The organism is Kitasatospora sp. NPDC092286 (assembly GCF_044755565.1).
GTDB lineage: Bacteria > Actinomycetota > Actinomycetes > Streptomycetales > Streptomycetaceae > Kitasatospora.
Map to the genome: position 1 here is coordinate 1 of NZ_JBIVRD010000094.1, position 5,234 is coordinate 5,234.

Sequence of the window (5,234 nt, forward strand, 5' to 3'; positions counted from 1 at the left end):
CCCCGTCATCACCCTCGACGCCCGACGACGCGACAGCGCCAAAAGCGCCCTCATCACCCTCGTCGAACACGCCCTCCTCGCCCGCCTCCGCTGAGCCGGAACCGCAGGTCGGCGGCCCTGGCGGCCCGTTGTCCACGACGGGCCGCCGGGGCACCTCCGGGTACGACGGGTGTCGTCACGGGGCACCGCGCAAGACCCACGCATAAGCAGCCGATAACAGTTCGGTAGGCATTTTGTGATCAACAGTGACTCCGCGTAGCTCGTCCACGCCACTCAGCGCCAGAAGACCACGGTTTTGCGCCATCATGTTGATGAATGTCCCAAATGTGCCGCAGCGGGCGGCAACCGAGAGCTGTTTGTCCCTCATCCCTGCACGTGCTGAAATTCCAGCTACCCCTAAAACCCGTACGACAGTCCCACCCGGCAGCGGGCAGCTGCTAGGGGTAGCGCTGGATTGATCCATGGCCGCCATGCCGGCCGAGAGGTTGTTGTCGAGTGAGGCGTAAGCAGCAAGTCGCCCCGCAGCGGCGCTCCGAGCCCCGCCAGAGCGAGCCGAACGGTACCGCAACGGACCCGGCCGGATTCTCGGCGTTCACCCCTGCCGATGAACGCCCCCCGGTCACCCCGGCCCCGCAGCCCCCGGCCGCGTCCAAGGAGCGCCGCACCGGCGGCGGTTCCGCGGAGGCCGACGGCGGCGGCAAGGGCGGCGGTCGCTACGACTTCGTCCGGCCCCGCAACTGGCGCGTGCCCGCCCGTCTGATCGCGATTCTGCTGATCCCGGTCGTCATCGCCCTGGTCTTCGGCGGCCTGCGCGTCAACACCTCGGTCGACGGCTTCATCAAGGCCTCGCGCGCCGAGAAGACGGCCGAACTCGCCCAGGCGGCCACCGAGCTCGCCGAGGCGCTGGAGAACGAGCGCGACCGAACGCTCATACCCCTGCTGACCGGCCAGGACCCGACCGGTGAGGTCACCAGGAGCCGCGCCACCACGGACACCGCGCTGAAGGCCTACAACGCCGCCTACGAGGCCACCGACCGGTCCGGCGAGCTGCCCCGGCGCCACGCCACCTTCCAGAGCCTCGTCGCCGACCTGCCGCACCTGCGCCAGGTCGCCTACGGCAAGGAGCTGTTCGCCACCGCCACGCAGTCCGCGTACTCGGTGATGGCCGCGCCGCTGCTCGCCTACGACAACTCGGTCGGCCTCGGCAGCACCAACATGACCAGCAAGGGCCGCGCGATCTACGCCATGTCGCTGGCCAAGGCCTCCGCCTCGACCCAGCGCGCGCTCATGCTCCACCTGCTGGTCGGCATCACGTCCAACGCCACCACCCGGTACGAGAACACCGACCTGATCCAGCAGCTCCTGGTCTCCCAGAAGCTGGAGCAGGTGTCGCTGTCCGAGTTCAACACCGGCAGCGCCCCCGAGGACGCCCTCAAGTACGCCGAGGCCCAGGTCGCCCAGGCCAACGCCGATCAGCGCGCCGCCTACCGGATGCCCAACGGCAGCGCGCCCACCATGCAGGGCCTGCTGGCCATCGGCAACGCGTACAGCCAGGCCGCCGCCGACGGCTACAGCCGGGGCAAGCCGGCCGCCGACGCGGCGTACAAGGAGGCCAAGGACGCCGGTCTGACCCCGGAGAACTGGAACCAGGCCGCCAACACCCACATCGCCGCGCTGCGTTCCACCGAGGTCGCGCTGCTGAAGGACGTCCTCGACGACGCGTCGGACCTCAAGGACAACGCGCTCTACGACGCCATCCTCAACTCGGCGATCGTGCTCGCCGCGCTGGTCCTCGCCGGTGTGCTCACCGGCTACGTGGCCCGCTCGATGATTCTCGGCATGCGCACCCTGCGCAACGCCGCCCTGGAGATCGCCGACCACCGTCTGCCGGACCTGGTCGAGAAGCTCTCCAAGACCGACCCCGACCGGGTGGACACCTCCGTCACCCCGATCCCGCTGCACGGCAAGGACGAGATCGGCGAGGTCGCCCGGGCCTTCGACCAGGTCCACCGGCAGGCCGTGGCGCTCGCCGCCGAACAGGCGCTGCTGCGAGGGAACGTCAACGCGATCTTCACCAACCTGTCGCGCCGCAGCCAGAGCCTGATCCAGCGCCAGCTGGCGCTGATCACCGACCTGGAGAACAACGAGGCCGACCCGGACCAGCTGGAGAACCTCTTCAAGCTGGACCACCTGGCCACCCGTATGCGCCGCAACGGTGAGAACCTGCTCGTCCTCGCGGGCGAGGAGGCCGGCCGCCGCTGGAACACCCCGGTCCCGCTGGTCGACGTGCTCCGCGCCGCCGCCTCCGAGGTGGAGCAGTACGAGCGCGTCGAGCTGGCCGGCATCCCCGAGACCGAGGTCGTCGGCGCCGCCGTGACCGACCTCGTCCACCTGCTCGCCGAGCTGCTGGAGAACGCCACCTCGTTCTCCAGCCCGCAGACCCGGGTGCTGGTCAACGCCACCCGCCTGCCGGACGGCCGGGTGCTGGTCGAGATCCACGACAAGGGCATCGGCCTCACCGCCGAGGACTTCGCCGAGATCAACGAGAAGCTCGCCGAGCCGCCCACCGTCGACGCCACCATCTCCCGCCGCATGGGCCTGTTCGTGGTCGGCCGGCTCTCCCAGCGGCACGACATCCGCGTCCAGCTCCGCCCGTCCGGGGAGTCGGCCGGCACCACCTCGCTGGTGATGATCCCGCCGTTCCTGACCCGGACGGGCGCGGCGCCGGAGCCGGAGGAGCAGTTCACCGTCTCCCGGATCTTCCCCGACCAGGAGCCGGCCCAGCCCGACTGGGCCGCCGCCCCCCAGGACGGTCCGCGCAGCGCCGCCGAGCTGGGCTTCGACGACCACCTCACCGGTCAGGGCAACGCCGGCAGCACCGGCTTCAGCCCGGCCCTGGAGGCCGTCCAGCGCTCGCAGCGGCTCGACCAGGTCCGCCGCGCGGCCCTGGAGGCCGGCCCGCACGCCACCGAGCCGCCGGTGCTCGACGCCGAGGTCGAGGAGGACGGGTACCGGTCCGAGGGCGACTACCAGCCGTACGGCCAGGACGACCAGTACGCCCCGCAGGGCTACGACCAGTCCGGCTACGGCGACGGCCAGTACGCCGACGGGTCGTACGGCCGCGCCGACGAGTACGGCCAGGACGCCTACGGCCAGTACCCGCAGCAGGGTTACGACCAGTCCGGCTACGCCGACGACCAGTACGCCCCGCAGGGCTACCAGGACCAGCAGGACCAGCAGGACTACCAGGGCTACGACGGCTACGCCGACGAGCAGTACGGCCACCCGGTCGAGGAGGCCCCCGCAGGCCACCCGTACACCCCGGAGCCGCCCGCACTGCCCGCCGCCGGGCCCACGGCCGAGCCCACCGCCACCCTGCCGTCCGGGCTGCCGCAGCGCCGTCCCGGCCAGCAGCTGAGCAACGGCGGCCTGAACCCGGCCCAGCAGAGCGACGGCCGGGGCACCGGCGAGAGCCCGAACTGGTTCGCCGGCGCCAAGGACACCTCGGCGCCCACCGAACCGCGCGGACACGAGGTGTCCGCGCTGGGCGGCTACGGGCCCACCGGCCCGACCGGCCCGGCCACCGCCGCCTGGCAGTCGCCCAACGACGGCGACTGGCAGCGCGCCGAGCAGCTGCGCGAGCCCGCCTCCGGCGGCACCACCCCGTCCGGCCTGCCCCGGCGGGTGCCCAAGCAGAACCTGGTGGCCGGCAACGCCAAGCCCACCCCGCAGGACGGGCCGCAGGTCTCCCGCAGCCCCGAGGAGGTTCGGGGACGCCTCACCAACCTGCGCCGCGGTGTGGAGCAGGGCCGCAGCGCCGGCAGCACCGGAAGCTTCCGGATCGACCCCGATCAGGTAGACCCGTCCGGCAACGGACAGCCGAACCGCAGCACCGATCTCTTCGGCGGCTCGAACCACCAGGAGCGTTGAGTTGAGTCAGATGAGCCAGGCCGCACAGAACCTGAACTGGCTGATCACCAATTTCGTGGACAACACCCCCGGGGTGTCGCACACGGTGGTGGTCTCCGCGGACGGCCTCCTGCTGTGCATGTCCGAGGGATTCCCCCGCGACCGCGCCGACCAGCTCGCCGCCGTCGCCTCCGGCCTCACCTCCCTCACCTCCGGCGCCAGCCGGATCTTCGAGGGCGGCGAGGTCAACCAGACCGTCGTCGAGATGGAACGCGGATTCCTCTTCCTCATGGCGGTCAGCGACGGCTCCGCCCTCGCCGTACTCGCCTCCCCCGACTCCGACATCGGCCTCGTCGGATACGAAATGGCCCTGCTCGTCGACCGGGCCGGCGCCGTCCTCACCCCCGCACTCCGCGCGGAACTCCAGGGCAGTCTCCTGCACTGACGGTCCGTCGGATACCGTCCAGGTATTCGAAGCACCTCCACGCCCGTCCCGGGCCCGCTTCGGCGGGCTCGGGTTCGGACGTTGTACGGCCTTCGCACCACCGGCTCAGGACCTGCGCCCGAGCTCGCACCGCACCGCCGCACCTTGTGAGGAGAGGAACCGTGACACCGCCCGACGACCGTAGCGGCCAGTACGGCGTTCCGTACCCTGGCACAGGCCATGACGCCTTCGGAGCACCCGGCGTCGTCGGCCACGGTCAGGAGTACGGCCGGCCGCAGCACGGCCGGCAGTACGGCCAGCAGTACGGCCGGCACGAGTACGGCCAGCCGTACGCGCCCGACCAGTACGGCCAGTACGCCCAGCCGCAGCCCTCGTTCGACGCCCCGCCGCCCGGCTACCCGGCACCGGGGCACGCCCCCGGCCACGGACCCGGCCGACCGCCGGCCGAAGAGCCGGGGCACGTCGAGGAGTTCGAGGACGAGTACGACTCGGGCCCGCTGATCCGGCCGTTCGCGATGACCGGCGGACGCACCCGGCCGCGCTACGAACTGGCGCTGGAGGCACTCGTCTCCGCCAACGTCGACCCGCAGCGCCTGGCCACCCTGCTCCCCGAGCACCAGCGGATCTGCACCCTGTGCACGGAGGTCAAGTCCGTCGCCGAGGTGTCGGCCCTGCTCGCCCTTCCTCTGGGGGTGGCCCGCATCCTCGTGGCCGACCTGGCCGAGGCCGGCCTCGTCGCCATCCACCAGCCCGCTTCCGGCGGCGAATCCGGAAACCAGCCCGACGTCACGCTGCTCGAAAGGGTCCTCAGTGGACTTCGCAAGCTCTAACGCGGCCGCCCCCACCCGCGCCACCACCTCCGCGAAGATCGTCGTCGCCG

Annotated in this window: 3 protein-coding genes and 1 pseudogene; all 4 read left to right on the forward strand. The window is 71.6% G+C overall.

The window, feature by feature from the left end; genetic code table 11:
- Positions 1-94: pseudogene (locus ACIQIB_RS39125) on the forward strand (ATP-binding protein); the annotation flags it as partial.
- 401 nt (positions 95-495) lie between these two features.
- Positions 496-3,930: a nitrate- and nitrite sensing domain-containing protein gene (locus tag ACIQIB_RS39130; RefSeq protein ID WP_400764203.1), complete on the forward strand. Its 3,435-nt coding sequence runs from the start codon at positions 496-498 to the stop codon at positions 3,928-3,930.
- 10 nt (positions 3,931-3,940) lie between these two features.
- Complete coding sequence (locus tag ACIQIB_RS39135; RefSeq protein WP_030057391.1) at positions 3,941-4,354, forward strand: roadblock/LC7 domain-containing protein; 414 nt, start codon at positions 3,941-3,943, stop codon at positions 4,352-4,354.
- A 161-nt stretch (positions 4,355-4,515) separates the two neighbouring features.
- Positions 4,516-5,184 carry a DUF742 domain-containing protein gene (locus ACIQIB_RS39140; RefSeq protein WP_363615400.1) on the forward strand — a complete coding sequence of 223 codons (669 nt, stop codon included), beginning with the start codon at positions 4,516-4,518 and terminating at the stop codon, positions 5,182-5,184.
- Positions 5,185-5,234 lie beyond the last annotated feature (50 nt).